We start from the raw sequence: 13,455 nt of genomic DNA, 5'->3' as shown, positions 1-13,455 counted from the left end.
ACTATCCGCGCAGCGTGAATGGCAAGCAGGAGACCATGCACGAGGCCGTGGCGCGTGAATGTCGCGCAGTGCGCGAGTCCGTCGGTATCCTCGACGCCTCGACCCTGGGCAAGATCGATATCCAGGGGCCGGACGCCCGTGAGTTCCTGGGGCGTATCTACACCAACAAGTGGGCCAAACTGGCTGTTGGTCGAGTGCGCTACGGGCTGATGTGCAAGGACGACGGCATGCTGATGGATGATGGCACCACCAGTTGCCTGGGTGACAACAATTTCCTGATGACCACCACCACCGGTGGTGCGGCGGGGGTAATGGAGTGGCTGGAACTGTGGCATCAGACCGAATGGCCGGAACTCGAGGTCTATTTCACCTCGGTCACCGACCACTGGGCGACCATGACCGTGACAGGACCGGATGCCAGGAAGCTGTTGTCGGAAGTCACCGACATTGACCTGGACAAGTATCAGTTCAAGTTCATGGACTGGCGCGAAGGGAAGGTCGCTGATGTACCGGCGCGAGTGTTCCGCATCTCCTTCACTGGTGAGCTGGCCTACGAGATCAACGTCCAGGCCAACTACGCCATGCACGTGTGGAAGACGCTCTTCCAGCATGGTGAGAAGTACCACCTGACACCCTACGGCACCGAGACCATGCACGTGCTGCGTGCCGAGAAAGGGCTGATTATCGCCGGCCAGGACACCGATGGCTCGGTGACCCCGGAAGACCTGGGTATGCAGTGGGCAATCGGTTACGACAAGCCATTCTCGTGGATCGGCAAGCGTGCGCTGTCTCGCCCGGACACGAAGCGCAGCGACCGCAAGCAACTGGTCGGGCTCAAGCCCAAGGACCCCAAGGTGGTGCTGGAAGAGGGGGCGCAGATCGTCTTCGATCCGAAGCATCCGATTCCGATGCCGATGGTCGGCCATGTGACCTCCAGCTACTACAGTGCCATTCTTGGACACGGCATCGCCCTGGCAGTCGTCAAGGGCGGCCATCACCGCATGGGCGAAACCGTCTATCTGCCCATGGCGGATGGACAAGTTCACGAGGCCGAAATCGTTAGTAATGTCTTCTACGATCCCAAGGGAGAGCGCCTTCATGCCTAATTCGGTTGCCCAGAACGTCAAAACTTTCGATACACGTCCCGAAACGGCGGTGGCGATCGAGTCACCACTGGCATATTCCTATCAGCGCTCGGGTGCTCCGAATCCAATTTCTGATGGAAGCAACGGGCTTGTATTGCGCGAGCGCGCGCTGCTCGGTCACCTGATCCTGCGTGGCGGTGCCATCGTCCTCGACGAGGCGCTGCGCGAGGAACTGGGGATCAGTCTGCCCGGCCAGCCCCAGGGGCTGGCCCTCGATGCCAGCGGCGAACGCTCGGTGCAGTGGCTCTCCCCTGACGAGTGGCTGCTGATCGTTCCCGGTGGCGAGGAGTTCGAGCTCGAGAACCGCCTGCGCGCGCGGCTCGGCGATGCCCACTTCAGCATCGTTAACGTCAGCGGTGGCCAGACCCTGCTCGAACTCGAGGGCGAGGCGGCCCGTGAAGTGCTGATGAAGTCGGTGATCTACGACATCCATCCCAGCCACTTCCCGGTCGGCAAGGGCGTGACCACGGTGTTCGCCAAGACCACCGTCATCATGCGCCGTCCGACGGAGGAGCGCTGGGAACTGGTGGTGCGCCGCAGCTTCGCCGACTACTGCTATCGCTGGCTACTGGATGCCGGCGAGGAGTATGGCATCGGCGTCGCACGCTGATCGACCCGAGCCTGGGTCATGAGTGAGCGAACCGTCTTTTTCAGGGATGAAAAAGCCGAGCCCCCAGGGATGGGTTCATGGCGTGTTCGCGACTCATGACTCAGGTGAAGGGAGTCGCCCTTCGTTACCGAGGAGCCGTCATGAGCCCCCATCCCGATACCTGGATCATTGCCGCCCAGTGCCCCAGCCGCCTGGGTACCGTGGACGTGGTCACCCGCTTCCTGAAGGAGCAGCGCTGCTACATCACCGAACAGCACTCCTTCGATGACCGCCTGGGGGAGCGCTTCTTCATCCGCGCCGAATTCCGGCCACTAGACGATGATTTCGACGGTGAGGCCTTCCGCGCCGCCTTCGCGCCGCGAGCCGCGGAATTCGCCATGAGCTTCGAGCTGACTCCGCCGGGCACGCGGATGCCGGTGGTGATCATGGTCTCCAAGGCCGATCACTGCTTGAACGATCTGCTGTATCGCTATCGCACCGGCCAGTTGCCGATCGAGATTCGCGCGGTGGTGTCCAACCACCCGGACCTCGAACCCTTGGCGACCTGGCACGACCTGCCGTACTACCACTTCCCGATCACCCCGGACACCAAGGCCGAGCAGGAAGCCCAGGTGTGGCAGGTGATCGAGGAGACCGGCGCCGAGCTGGTGATCCTGGCGCGTTACATGCAAGTGCTGTCCAGCGAGATGTGCGAGAAGCTCGCCGGCCGGGCGATCAACATCCACCACTCGCTGTTGCCGGGCTTCAAGGGCGCCAAGCCCTACCATCAGGCTTACGACAAGGGCGTCAAGCTGGTCGGCGCCACCGCCCACTACATCAATGACGACCTCGACGAAGGGCCGATCATCACCCAGGGGGTTGAGTCGGTCAGTCATGCCGACTACCCCGAGGACCTGGTCGCCAAGGGCCGCGATATCGAATGCCTGACGCTGGCCCGAGCGGTGGGCTATCACGTCGAGCGACGGGTGTTCCTGCACGCCAAGCGTACGGTGGTGTTTGCGCGATAGGCATACTTCTGTAGGGGGGAACTCAGGAATGGCCGGTATCGGCCAGCGCCTCCACCAGCGCGATCAGGTTGCTCAGCGCCGGCGAGTCGTTGCCGGTCTTCCAGGCAAACCAGAGTGGCATGTCGCAGTCATCGAGTTCGGGTAGGTGAAGGAAGCGAATGCCCGGCATGGGATGCCAGCTGCTGGCGGCAGGGACGATGGCGATGCCCAGGCCGGCGGCCACCATGCTGAGGATGGCGATGTTGTCGGCGCCGTATTGCACCACTCGTGGGTGGAAGTCGTGGCGCTGGAAATGCGCCAGCATGCGGTCGTAATAGACCGGCGATGCCTGGCGAAACCCCCAGATGAAGTCCTCCCCCTCCAGAGCATGCAGGCTCGCTGGCGGTGACGTCGCCCAACGGGAGTGCTCCGGCACCGCCAGGATCAGGTGGTCGCGGTGCAGCAGCCGGGTGTCGAGCCCGGGCTGCTCGTCGCTGTCGAGGTAGAGGATGCCGGCGTCCAGCCGGTCCTCCCGGAGCCGCTCGAGCTGCGGGCCAGAAAGTAATGGAAAGACTTCAAGGGCAACACTGGGGTAGCGCCCTCGGTAGCAGCCAAGCAGTTCAGCGACTTGGGGGACCCACAGGTGAGTCACGGTGATCCCCATGCTCAGCTTGCCGGTTTGACCGCTGCCCAAGGCATAGAGCCGTGCCTTGATCTGGTCTCGGCGGTCCAGCAGTTCCTGTGCCTCCTCGACCAGTGCCCGGCCAGCGACAGTGAGGTGCATGCCACGGGCATGTCGGTCGAACAGTCGGGTCTCCAGATCTTCTTCGAGTAGCCGGATCTGACGCGTCAGCGCGGGCTGGGCGACATGCACCCGGCGGCTTGCCGCCGACACCGACCCTTCCTCGACCACGGCGAGAAAATAGCGCAGTTGTCGAAACTCCATGCGTCGATCCCTTATGAGATGCCAAAAAGGCATGGATAGTATCAATTATAGATATTTTTTATATCGCTTGTCCTGCGCCATAGTTCAGTGACAACCCATAACAAGACTCGCTATGGGCGAGTTGGACGATTCCTATGAGTAAGACCTACCACATCCTGGTTGGGCTGCACTTCGCCTTGTGTACCCTGGCGATGATCTGGCCCGGTGCACTGATCGCCAACCGTATCGAGCCCATGGTGCTCGGCCTTCCCTTCCTCTTCTTCTGGTACATCTTGTGGATGCTGGTGCTGTTCGTCGGCATGTGGGTGGCCTATGTGATCCGGCATGGAGGCAAGCGCCATGAGTGATTCGCTGATCGTTACGGCCATCACCCTGGCCTATCTCGGTGCGGTGCTCTGGGTGGGCCTGCGCGCCCGCGGGCAGGACGCCTCAACCCTGGAGGGTTATGTGGCCGGCGGCCGTCACATTGGGGTGGTGATCCTGTTCTTCATCCTCGGCGCGGAGATATTCTCTGCCTTCGCCTTCCTTGGTACCCCGGGCTGGGCCTACCAGCACGGCGCACCGGCCTTCTATATCCTCGCCTACCTGGCTCTGGTACCCATCTCCATCTGGGTCCTGGGGCCGCGGGTGGCGGCACTGGGCCGGCAGAAAGGTTACCTGACCCAAGGCGACATGATCGCCGACCACTACCAGAGCAAGACGCTGGGCATGCTGGCCGGGGGGATCGGCGTGGTGGCGCTGGTGCCCTACCTGACCATCCAGATCGCCGGTGCTGGCCTGTTGTTTCAGGCTGCCACCGACGGCTTGATCCCTTTCTGGCTCGGCGCCCTGCTGGCCTTCGTGGTGGTGGCCGCCTATGTGTTCTGCAGCGGTCTGAGCGGGATCGGCTGGACCAACCTGCTCCAGGGCATCATGATGGTGGCCATCGCCTGGTTCCTGGGCCTGGCGGTCTCGGAGCGCCTCTACGGTGGCGTCGGCGAGATGTTCGCCCAGCTCCAGCAGACCATGCCCGAGTACCTGACCCTGCCCGGTGCTACCGGCATGAACTGGGGCTACTTCAGCACCGCCATCCTGGTCAGCGCCTTCGGCGGTGCCATGTGGCCGCACCTATTCATGAAGTTCTACTCTGCCGACAGCGGCAGGACCCTGCGCAAGGTCAGCGTTTTCTACCCGCTGTACGCCTACCTGCTGGTGCCGCTGCTGTTCATTGGCTTCGCCGGCGCGCTGGTCTTCGCTGGCGAGCCCCTGGCGCGTGCCGATACCGTGCTGCTGCGCCTGGTCATGGATGTTGCCGATTTCTCTCCCTGGGTTATCGGTCTGATGCTTTCCGGCGCCCTGGCGGCGGCCATGTCCACTGGCGCTAACCTGGCGCATACCGCTGCCGTGGTGCTGACGCGCGATGTCCTCGGTCCCACCCTGATGCGCCAAGCCAGCGAGGAACAAGTCATGACGGTGACACGCTGGAGCGTGCTGGGCCTGTCGCTGCTGGCCTATGGCATCGCCCTGCTCAACCCCGCCTCACTGGTGATGATCCTGCTCACCGCCTACGGGCTGCTCGTGCAGTTGTTTCCGATGGTTCTGGGGGCGCTGTTCTTCCCGACGCTGCGTCGCCAAAGCGTGATGGCCGGCGCCGTCGCTGGCAGCCTGGCCTTCCTGCTGCTCGACTTCGGCATCGGTTCGCCACTGGGCTGGCATGCCGGGATCTGGGCCATGGCCGTCAACCTGGCGGTGCTTTTCCTCTACCAAGCGCTTATCGCGAAGCACTCGATTCGGGGCCCGGCCGGGGCCTGAGAGACCTATGACGACGTCCTTTCGAGAAATGGAGCGACCCATGAACGATACGAGTCAGATCAAGGAACTGAAGGCGGCCGTCGCCGAGCAGGTCGGGCGGTCCTACGACCGGGTGCAGACCCTCTATCGCCAGCTGCACCAGAACCCGGAGTTGCCCTTCCAGGAATACGAGACCAGTGCCCGCCTCGCCGAGGCCTTGGAGACCTTGGGCTACGAGGTGACCCGCGGTGTCGGCGGCACTGGTGTGGTGGCAATGTTGCGCAACGGCGAGGGCTCCACCGTGATGCTGCGTAGCGATATGGATGCCCTGCCTATCGAGGAGCAGACCGGCCTTGACTATGCCAGCCGTGAGACCGCCGAGAACGCCGACGGAAAACGAGTGCCAGTGATGCATGCCTGTGGTCACGACCTGCACAGCAGTTGCCTGGTGGGAGCAGCATCGGTTCTGGCCGCACTGAAGGAGCATTGGTGCGGCACCCTAATGCTGGTCTGTCAGCCGGCGGAGGAGGTGTTCGGCGGGGCCAGGGCGATGCTCGACGATGGTCTCTACACGCGTTTTGCCCGTCCGGACATCGTGCTGGGCCAGCACAACATGCCGGCTCTGGCCGGTACGGTGGGACATATCGCCGGGAGTGCCATGGCCGCCGCCACCACTCTGAGAGTGACGGTGCACGGCGCTGGGGGACACGGTTCCATGCCAGCCCAGACCGTGGACCCCGTGGTGATCGCAGCTCACATCGTTACCCGGCTGCAGACCATCGTCTCCCGTGAGGTGCCGCCAGAGGAGACCGCGGTGGTGACAGTGGGTAAGCTGCAGGCCGGCACTCAGGGCAATATCATCCCCCACTCAGCGGAACTCGAGATCAATATACGCAGCTTCGACAATGCCCTTCACGGCCGGGTGCTGGAGTCGATCCGTCGCATCGTGCGCTGTGAGTGCGAAGCAGGACGCTCGCCCCGGGCCCCGGAGTTTCAGGTACTCTCCGAGACCATTTCCCTGCACAACGATCCGGGGAACGTGACGCGGATACGCCACGCGCATGCCGACTACTTCGGCGAGTCGGCGTTGTTCGCGATGCCCCGGCTCAACGGCAGCGAGGATTTCCCCTTCTACGGCAATGCCGTGGCCGGTGGCTTCGGTGGCGAAGACATCCCCTGTGTCTACTGGTTCATTGGCGCCACCGGCGAGGAGCGCTGGCGGGAAACCCCGGGGGAGAGCGTGGCAGAGAAGATGCGCCATCTAGAGATGCCGCACTCGCCCTACTACGCGCCGGGGCAGGAGATGACCCTCAGGACCGGCATGGCGGCCCTGGCCACGGGGGCTTTAGCGTATCTGGGAAGCTGAGCCACAAGCCATCATGCTGTTCCGCCATGGCAGCTCCCTATGCTCTTGTCTGGATTGTGCCATGGCGGCCAGCATTTCTGGGTCAGCATCTTCGGCCTCATCGCTGCGAAACGGTTCCTGGAGGGGCTGATGTCATGATGGCGCGCCGGCTCTTGTTTGCCGAGAGGTGTGCAACTTCTTGCGAACCGAGTCGGGGGTGAACGGCGGTCGATAGAACCGCACCCCGGTGGCATCGAACAGGGCATTGGCGATCGCCGGCGCACCGGGCAGTGAGGTGGATTCGCCGACACCCAGAGGCGCCGAGTCGGGGCGATCCATGAGTAGAACATCGATCTCGGGCAGTTCCGAGAAGCGCAGGATCGGATAGCCGCCCCATTCGCGGCTGACGGGCAAGCCATCTTCGAACGCGACGCTTTCCTTCAACGTGCGGCTCAAGGTCTGGATGACGTTGCCGTGCACTTGGTGGCGGACTCCTGCCGGATTGATCATCAAACCGGCATCCTGGCCGACGACCAGACGTTCGATGACGATGCGCCCCGTCTCAAGATGCACCTTGAGGAAGACGGTCCAGGCTGCCAGGGCGGCGCCGAAGCCGGGGAACTTGCTATGCACGTATTGGGCGTAGGCGAATCCGCGCCCCCATCGCCAACCGTCGCTTTCCCGTTCGGTGCTGGCCGCGAGACGAGGCATCCATTCGGCGCGCTGCGCTACTGCAGCGACCAGGGCTCGGGCACGCTCGTCGTTCAGATGACGAAGTCGATAGTCGACGGGGTCCATCCCGGCCATCCACGCCAGTTCGTCGATATAGCTTTCGTGGGCGAAGGTATTGGGCAGGGCGGAGACGCCACGTAGCCAGGCGGCACGTACCAGGGTCGGCACATCGTCACAGGCGATGCGTCGGTGTGGATAGCGATAGGGTGGTACCGCGGTACGGTCGCCCATCTCGAAGGGGATGTCGCTCGGTGCCACGGTACCGGTCAACAGTAGCGCCAGGGTCGGGGCGTTGTTGGACGGGTAGCGGTTCACGAAGTCATAGCCGGCCGGGCTGCCGTCGGCATTCAGCCCGCCGTCGACGTCCATGAGCTGCCCCGCGCCCTTGGGCTCCCAGCCATGCTCCTGTTCTCGGCTGAGCTGTACCCGTACCGGACGGCCCACGGCGCGTGACAGCAAGGCGGCATCGGCGCCTACGTCATCGGCGCAATTTCGGCCATAGCAGCCGGAGACTTCCATGCGCTGAATATCGATCATACCCTCGTCGAGTTCCAGCAGCCTGGCCAGGTCGGCGCGCAGGCTGTGGGGATTCTGAGTGCCCGACCAAACCGTGAGGCCATCGTCGCGGTAATCGGCCACCGAGCATGAGGGGCCGATCGAGCCATGTAATTGGTAGGGCCACACATAGGTGCGCTTCAGTCGGTGGCTAGCTTGTTTCAGGGCGGTGTCGACGTCGCCTTCCTCGAGCAGTGGGCGACGCTTGGCGGGCAACTCGCGTAATGCCTGCTCCAAGTCATCCAGCTCGGGGAGCTCGGTGACGGGACGCCAGGTGACTTTCAGGCGCCGAGCGGCTTTGATCGCCGCTTCCTCGCGTTCGGCCACCACGCCGACGAAGTCGCCGATGACCACGACCTCGACCAGGCCTGGTATGTCGGCTACCGAGGACTCATCCACATGCATCAGACTGTGGCCGACGAAATCGCCACGGTCGTGGCCGACATAAGGTGGTCGAACCACCCGGCCATGCAGCATTCCGGGCAGACGCAGGTCGTGAACGAAGGTGAGTTCGCCGCTGACCTTGGCGGGGATGTCGACTCGCGGCGCTCGCTGGCCGACGATCCGGTATTCGCTGATAGGTTTCAGGGCCACGTCGTCAGCCAGCTTCAAGGCATGGCGTCGCCCTTTTAACAGCACGCCGTAACCGATGGCCTGCCGTGGGTCGCCTTGGAGATGGATTTGACCATTTTTGCTACGCAGGTCCTCGGTGGAGACACCGAAGTGTGCCGTGGCCAGGGACATCAGGTGGTGCCGCGCCTGGGCCGCCGCGCGGCGCAAGGGCTCGGCGGTGATCTGGATAGTGGCGCTGGCGATGGTGGGACCCTGGTTCGGCACTTCGGAGGAATTGCCGAGAATCACGCTGACATCCTCGAGACGCACATCCAGCTCTTCGGCGACGATCTGTGCCAGAGCGGTGCGAATCCCGGTGCCCAGGTCGACGTGGCCATTGAAAGCCATGACATGTCCATCGTCGAGCACGGCGATGAATAGCTCCGGCTCGGTCGGGATGAAATCGGAGTGTGTGCCGGGTTGTCCTGGCGCAGGCTTGGGAGGCACCACCGGGTCACGGTAAACCACCAGCATATCCGGGTCGTTGAGCAGGGAGTGCCGCAGGGGCAGGGAAGAACGCGCCATCGAAGAGCTCCTGGTGATTGATTCTCGAGGCAAGCGGATGTTGTCTCCAGCGGCAAAGTAGTTATAGTGTATACACTATAAATATGCCGCAGTGACCGAGGGTTTTCCACCCTCTCATGGTATGTCGAAATACCTCGTCATGCCGTGACCATGCGCCCTATGGAAAGGATAGGATCATCAATGCAGCCTGAAACCCAACGTCACGAGTCGAAAAATTGTGAGCGACACACGCCTTCCGAGCAAGGCTACGACTTTTCGGAACAGGTCGGGCACCTGCTTCGCAAGGCGTATCAGCGCCACACCGCGATCTTTCAGCGCCATAGTTGCGATAAGCAACTGACCGCGATCCAATTCGTGACTCTGTGTACGGTCATGGAACATGGCCCCAACTCGTTGACCGAGATCGTCAATGCCACGGCCATCGATCCCGCCACTATCCGTGGTGTGATCAAGCGGCTCAAGGCGCGCGACTGGATCACGCTTTCCACCGACCCCGCCGACCAACGCAAGGTCATGGTCAGCATCACGCCGCAGGGCGAGGACCTGGTCGAGCAGATGGTGCCGCGTGCGCAGCGCATCACCGATCTGACCATGGGTTACCTCAACCCCGCCGAGCGTGTCGCCCTGCTGCATCTGTTGACCAAGATGAACGAGCAAGGCGAGCCAGAGGATTAAGGAAACACTTCCAAAGCTCTTGCTCCGTCAGTCCCAGACATGACGATTGGCTTTGAAATACTCCACGGCTTCCTCCACGCCGATTACGTCCCCGTACTTGCTGTCGATGTCGAACAGGTTGGCTTCATGCGGGGCTGGGTGGCGGTCTCCCACACACTCGCGCACCACCATCACACGAAAACCATGCTGCATGCCATCTACCGCTGTGGCGCGAATGCAGCCGCTGGTGGAACAGCCGGCGAGAACCAGGGTATCGACGCCCAGCGCCACCAGCGTCGGTGCCAGAGAGGTGCCGAAGAAGGCACTGGCGTACTGCTTGGTGATCACCAGTTCATCGCGTTCGGGTGTCACCTCGGGGCAGAACTCGGCATAGGAATTACCTGCCACCATGGCTTTCATCACCGGCGCCTTCTTCACCCAAACACCACCATCCAATTGGTCGGGTCCGTGGTAGCGGATATTGGTATGAATGACCGGCGCACCCGCCTCTCGGGCTGCGTTCAGCAAGGCCGGTGACTGTGCCACCGCTTCCACCACTCCGGGGGCGAAGAGGGGCGAGCCCTCAGTGGTGTAGCCCTGCATGAAGTCCACCACCAGTAGGGCGGCTTTTTGGCCGAAGCCGATGCGGCTGTCCCAGACCCCCTTGTAGTTGTCGGCGGCCGAACTGTCCTCTCGATTTGACATGATGGCTCTCCTCAGTAGGCGCCTGATAGCAGTGCGCCGGCGCCCGGCACCACAGGCTCCAGTTCCAGCGACTTGAGCATGGCGTAAGTGGTGGCGATGGCCGCGGTGACCACCGGCTTGCCGGTCAGTGCCTCGACCTTGGCCACTGCGGGCAATGACGGCATCTGCACGCAGGCGGAAAGTACGATGGCATCGGCTTTGGAAAGGTCGAGAGTCGCGGCGATTTCCGGCAATTTGGCCGGGTCGTGACGTGCCACCTCGAGGTTGTCGGGGATCTCGAGGGCGCGATAGTCGAGCACCTCGATGCCCTCCTGGCGGATATAGTCCACTACCAGCTCGGTCAGTGGCTTCATGTAGGGCGCCACGACCACGACGCGCTTGGCGCCGATTACCTGGAGCGCATCGACCAGGGCGCCGGCGCTGGAAACCACCGGCGTATCCTTGCCATTTTCCTGGGTGCGCTGACGCAGGCGTTGTTGCGATTCGCGATGGTAGCCGGGCCCCATCGACATGATCGCCACCAGGCAGGCATAGCCCATCACGTCCACGGCGGCATCCGAGAGCTCCAGGGCGCAACGGTCCGATTCGGCATCCATTGCCGCCAGTTCTTCCTTGCGCACGGTCTTCATGCGCATGCGGCTGGAATGGAAGGTGAAACGCTCGGGACGGATCTGTTGGCGTGCCGTCAGCATGGCGGGAATTTCGGTTTCCATGGTGACGTTCGAGCTGGGCACGATCTGCCCGATGCGGTAGGTCTTGGTCATGTCACTGCACTCCCTCAAAGCTCGGGTCCCAGGAAATCGCCGAAGGCGTTGAAGAAGCCCTCGTAGTCGTCCCAGGGAATCATGTGGCCGGCGCTTTCGGTGGTGGTGATGCGGACCGAGGGCATCAGTTCACGGATCTCGGCCTTGTCGGTGTCCTGGATGACGCCACCCTTGCCAGCGCAGAGTAATAGCGTTGGCACGTCGACGGCTGGCAAGTCCTGATGAATGTCCACGCTGTGGAATTCCTCGAAGGCCTGCACTATTGCCGGCTCGAAGCAGGTGTGTAGCCACTCGGCGCGCAAGCGTAGATGCTCCTCGCTCCAGGTCGGGCAGTACTGACGCATGGCCTCGATGTTTGCCCCACGGATACAGTCGCGGATCGAGTCGACGTACCAGGGCAGTTTGCTGGGGTATTCGCGACGCCCGGGACCCGATACCGGCGGGTCGATCAGCACCAACTTGTCGACGTTCTCGGCGCCGCGGGTCATGGCACGAATGGCGAAACGGGCGCCCATTGAGTGCCCGGCCAGGACGACGTTCTCGAGCTCCAGGGCACGAATGAAAGCAATTACGTCATCGGCGCAGGTGTCGGTGTCGTAGTCGAGTTCCGGCCCGCTGGAGGAAAGGCCGCGCCCGCGTACGTCGAGAACGTAAGTGTCGAAATGCTGGCCCAGGCGCTCAGCGACGAAGCCCCAGGTGACGGCGGGGCTGGTGATGCCGGGGATCAGCACCAGCGGCTGGCCGGTGGAGGAGTTGTCGCCACCATAACGCAGGTAGTGATGTCGAATGCCGTTGGCGTGCACGTTGGCGCCGTAGAGAAAGGTACTGCTCATGCCGGGCTCCCTGTGGTGGTAGGGTGGGGATGCTTGAGGGGCTCCTCGAATACGTCGTAGCCGAATACCCATGACGGGTCCTCGTCATGGCGTAGCCAGGTGTTGTCATGGGAGACCTTCTGCACGCGTGAGGCACGCTCGAAGCGGTTGGCCTTGTACAGTTCGAGGGCCTGCCGATAGCGGTCGCCGCCGACTTCTTCCAGGCAACGCACCAGCATGGCGGCGTCTTCGATGGCCATGGCGGCGCCCTGTGCCATATGCGGCTTCATCGGATGACAGGCATCGCCCAACAGCACCAGGCGGTTCTCATGCCACAGTGGAAGAGGATTGCGCTCGAGCAGCGGCCACTTGGTCACCTTTTCGGTGCAATCGATCAATGCCTGGACCACCGGGTGATAGCCCATGAAGGCTTCGCGCATCTCTTCACGCGAGCTGTCGATGAAAGATGTGCCGTGGTTCCACTCCGGCTCTGGCACTCCCGTGACGTAGTAGTACTCCTTCTCATCACCGGTCACGAAGTAGACCATCATGTGCCGGTCTTCCGACCACCACTTCACGCAGGCTTCGAAGTCCAGGTCATAGGCGGCCAGTTTATCGGCAGAGATGATCGCGCGGTGAGCCACCCAACCGCTGTAGATAGGGGCCTCGGGGCCGAGCAGCTTTTCGCGGATACGGGAGTTCACGCCGTCGGCGCCGATCACCAGGTCGGCTTCGTCGGTGGTGCCGTCGGCGAATCTCATGACGACCTTGTCGCCGTTGTCGTCGACATCGACCAGGTGTTTGTCGAAGTACAGCCGTGCGGGATCCAGGGTGTCGACCATCAGGGCATGCAGGTCACCGCGGTGAACAGTGATATAGGCAGCGCCGTACTCGCGGCGAGCGAAATCGCCGAGCGGGATGCGTGACTGGTATTCGCCGGTCATGCCGTCACGGCTGAACCAGAAATCGGGGTGAGAGCCCATGGCATTGAGCTGGTCCTCGATGCCGATGCGACGCATCACCTTCATCACGTTGGGGCCGAGGTGGATGCCGGCACCCAAGCGTGAGAAGGCGGGAGCCTGTTCGAACACCTTGGTCGGATAGCCAGCTTGTTGCAGCAGGGCGCCGACGGCGGCTCCGCCCAAGCCGGCACCGATGACCGCGATCGTCGGTTTGTCGTTCATGGGAAGGGGTCCTCTGTTGCTCTTGTTTGCAGGGTCCGCGGTGCGATCACGCCCTGGTGGCGTGCCTCTTGCGTAAAAACAACGTATACACCATTTTAAAAAGGGTCAAG

Annotated in this window: 13 protein-coding genes; 7 read left to right on the top strand and 6 right to left on the bottom strand. The window is 62.6% G+C overall.

Annotated features, from left to right (window positions below; all coding sequences use genetic code 11):
• From IE093_RS20675 to purU, 3 genes are all read left to right on the top strand, one after another.
• The coding region (locus tag IE093_RS20675; protein ID WP_229803826.1) for an aminomethyl transferase family protein at positions 1-1,106 on the top strand (1,106 nt) is incomplete at its 5' end.
• Entirely contained in the window at positions 1,099-1,755 is a 657-nt protein-coding gene (locus tag IE093_RS20670) for a sarcosine oxidase subunit gamma (RefSeq protein WP_189472550.1), read from the top strand. The genes IE093_RS20675 and IE093_RS20670, both read left to right, overlap by 8 nt.
• A 140-nt stretch (positions 1,756-1,895) precedes the next feature.
• Complete coding sequence (purU, locus tag IE093_RS20665; protein ID WP_189472548.1) at positions 1,896-2,762, top strand: formyltetrahydrofolate deformylase; 867 nt, start codon at positions 1,896-1,898, stop codon at positions 2,760-2,762.
• A gap of 22 nt (positions 2,763-2,784) precedes the next feature.
• Here the strand turns inward: purU and IE093_RS20660 are convergent, their stop codons facing one another.
• On the bottom strand, positions 2,785-3,687 hold the full coding sequence (locus IE093_RS20660; RefSeq protein ID WP_189472546.1) for a LysR family transcriptional regulator: 903 nt from the start codon (positions 3,685-3,687) through the stop codon (positions 2,785-2,787).
• Between the two features lie 134 nt (positions 3,688-3,821).
• Between IE093_RS20660 and IE093_RS20655 the strand changes: the two genes are divergently transcribed.
• Genes IE093_RS20655 through IE093_RS20645 form a run of 3 tightly spaced genes read left to right on the top strand, consistent with a single transcriptional unit; the run spans position 3,822 to position 6,823 of the window.
• Positions 3,822-4,034 carry a DUF3311 domain-containing protein gene (locus tag IE093_RS20655; protein ID WP_189472545.1) on the top strand — a complete coding sequence of 71 codons (213 nt, stop codon included), beginning with the start codon at positions 3,822-3,824 and terminating at the stop codon, positions 4,032-4,034.
• Complete coding sequence (locus IE093_RS20650; protein ID WP_189472543.1) at positions 4,027-5,478, top strand: sodium:solute symporter family protein; 1,452 nt, start codon at positions 4,027-4,029, stop codon at positions 5,476-5,478. The genes IE093_RS20655 and IE093_RS20650 overlap by 8 nt, the downstream gene beginning before the upstream one ends.
• A 40-nt stretch (positions 5,479-5,518) precedes the next feature.
• On the top strand, positions 5,519-6,823 hold the full coding sequence (locus IE093_RS20645; protein ID WP_189472541.1) for an amidohydrolase: 1,305 nt from the start codon (positions 5,519-5,521) through the stop codon (positions 6,821-6,823).
• Between the two features lie 132 nt (positions 6,824-6,955).
• Here IE093_RS20645 and IE093_RS20640 read toward each other — a convergent pair whose 3' ends face one another.
• Positions 6,956-9,226, bottom strand: coding sequence for a xanthine dehydrogenase family protein molybdopterin-binding subunit (locus IE093_RS20640; RefSeq protein ID WP_189472539.1), 2,271 nt, complete (start codon positions 9,224-9,226; stop codon positions 6,956-6,958).
• Between the two features lie 180 nt (positions 9,227-9,406).
• On the opposite strand from IE093_RS20640, the gene IE093_RS20635 reads away from it, so the two are divergent.
• On the top strand, positions 9,407-9,901 hold the full coding sequence (locus IE093_RS20635) for a MarR family winged helix-turn-helix transcriptional regulator (RefSeq protein ID WP_189472537.1): 495 nt from the start codon (positions 9,407-9,409) through the stop codon (positions 9,899-9,901).
• Between the two features lie 27 nt (positions 9,902-9,928).
• Here the strand turns inward: IE093_RS20635 and IE093_RS20630 are convergent, their stop codons facing one another.
• From IE093_RS20630 to IE093_RS20615, 4 genes are read right to left on the bottom strand one after another with little or no spacing between them, the layout of a single operon-like run.
• Positions 9,929-10,585, bottom strand: coding sequence for an N-carbamoylsarcosine amidohydrolase (locus IE093_RS20630; RefSeq protein WP_189472535.1), 657 nt, complete (start codon positions 10,583-10,585; stop codon positions 9,929-9,931).
• 11 nt (positions 10,586-10,596) lie between these two features.
• Positions 10,597-11,349 (bottom strand): maleate cis-trans isomerase family protein, encoded by a 753-nt coding sequence (locus IE093_RS20625; protein ID WP_189472533.1) that lies wholly within the window; start codon positions 11,347-11,349, stop codon positions 10,597-10,599.
• 14 nt (positions 11,350-11,363) lie between these two features.
• The gene (locus IE093_RS20620; RefSeq protein WP_189472531.1) at positions 11,364-12,182 is read right to left on the bottom strand and encodes an alpha/beta fold hydrolase; all 819 of its coding nucleotides are present in this window, start codon (positions 12,180-12,182) and stop codon (positions 11,364-11,366) included.
• Positions 12,179-13,345: an FAD-dependent monooxygenase gene (locus tag IE093_RS20615; RefSeq protein ID WP_189472529.1), complete on the bottom strand. Its 1,167-nt coding sequence runs from the start codon at positions 13,343-13,345 to the stop codon at positions 12,179-12,181. Before IE093_RS20615 ends, IE093_RS20620 begins: the two co-directional genes overlap by 4 nt.
• Between the last annotated feature and the right edge of the window lie 110 nt (positions 13,346-13,455).

Source organism: Litchfieldella qijiaojingensis, from assembly GCF_014651875.1.
GTDB classification, from domain to species: Bacteria; Pseudomonadota; Gammaproteobacteria; order Pseudomonadales; family Halomonadaceae; genus Litchfieldella; species Litchfieldella qijiaojingensis.
The sequence above is the reverse complement of the archived record's forward strand: the minus strand, read 5'-3'. Positions and strand labels throughout refer to the sequence as shown.

Coding starts and splice junctions, on each gene's coding strand:
- IE093_RS20670 (WP_189472550.1), top strand. CDS start 1,099: ATGCCTAATTCGGTTGCCCAGAACGTCAAAACTTTCGATACACGTCCC.
- purU (WP_189472548.1), top strand. CDS start 1,896: ATGAGCCCCCATCCCGATACCTGGATCATTGCCGCCCAGTGCCCCAGC.
- IE093_RS20660 (WP_189472546.1), bottom strand. CDS start 3,687: ATGGAGTTTCGACAACTGCGCTATTTTCTCGCCGTGGTCGAGGAAGGG.
- IE093_RS20655 (WP_189472545.1), top strand. CDS start 3,822: ATGAGTAAGACCTACCACATCCTGGTTGGGCTGCACTTCGCCTTGTGT.
- IE093_RS20650 (WP_189472543.1), top strand. CDS start 4,027: ATGAGTGATTCGCTGATCGTTACGGCCATCACCCTGGCCTATCTCGGT.
- IE093_RS20645 (WP_189472541.1), top strand. CDS start 5,519: ATGAACGATACGAGTCAGATCAAGGAACTGAAGGCGGCCGTCGCCGAG.
- IE093_RS20640 (WP_189472539.1), bottom strand. CDS start 9,226: ATGGCGCGTTCTTCCCTGCCCCTGCGGCACTCCCTGCTCAACGACCCG.
- IE093_RS20635 (WP_189472537.1), top strand. CDS start 9,407: ATGCAGCCTGAAACCCAACGTCACGAGTCGAAAAATTGTGAGCGACAC.
- IE093_RS20630 (WP_189472535.1), bottom strand. CDS start 10,585: ATGTCAAATCGAGAGGACAGTTCGGCCGCCGACAACTACAAGGGGGTC.
- IE093_RS20625 (WP_189472533.1), bottom strand. CDS start 11,349: ATGACCAAGACCTACCGCATCGGGCAGATCGTGCCCAGCTCGAACGTC.
- IE093_RS20620 (WP_189472531.1), bottom strand. CDS start 12,182: ATGAGCAGTACCTTTCTCTACGGCGCCAACGTGCACGCCAACGGCATT.
- IE093_RS20615 (WP_189472529.1), bottom strand. CDS start 13,345: ATGAACGACAAACCGACGATCGCGGTCATCGGTGCCGGCTTGGGCGGA.